This is a genomic window from Vogesella mureinivorans (genome assembly GCF_007644035.1).
Lineage (GTDB): Bacteria > Pseudomonadota > Gammaproteobacteria > Burkholderiales > Chromobacteriaceae > Vogesella > Vogesella mureinivorans.
In genome coordinates this window covers 1-290 of the sequence record NZ_VMTV02000756.1, presented here as the reverse complement: position 1 = coordinate 290, position 290 = coordinate 1, and the positions used below count along the sequence as shown (strand labels likewise).

General features: G+C 40.7%; 2 protein-coding genes. Both read right to left on the bottom strand.

Annotation, left to right across the window (positions count from 1 at the left end):
* The coding region (locus FLQ44_RS18085) for a hypothetical protein (RefSeq protein WP_147695485.1) at positions 1-135 on the bottom strand (135 nt) is incomplete at its 3' end.
* A 13-nt stretch (positions 136-148) separates the two neighbouring features.
* The coding region (locus FLQ44_RS18080) for a F0F1 ATP synthase subunit gamma (protein ID WP_206208968.1) at positions 149-290 on the bottom strand (142 nt) is incomplete at its 5' end.

Below are 290 nucleotides of genomic sequence, written 5' to 3'. Positions count from 1 at the left end.
ACCTAATTGTTGTTGAACCTCAAGGGTTAAACCCGATTCAACTTTTAAGGCATCATATACTTTTGGTACTGCATCTTGCGGGAATTCAACGTCGATTACCGCACCGATAATCTGTACAATTTTTCCTGTTGCCATTACCTGTTCTCCATTAAATTGCTGCGGCACCCGCAACAATTTCGTTTAATTCATTTGTAATGCTTGCTTGGCGAGCTTTGTTATACACTAATTGTAATTCATCGATTAATGTACCCGCATTATCTGTTGCGGCTTTCATCGCTACCATTCGAGCG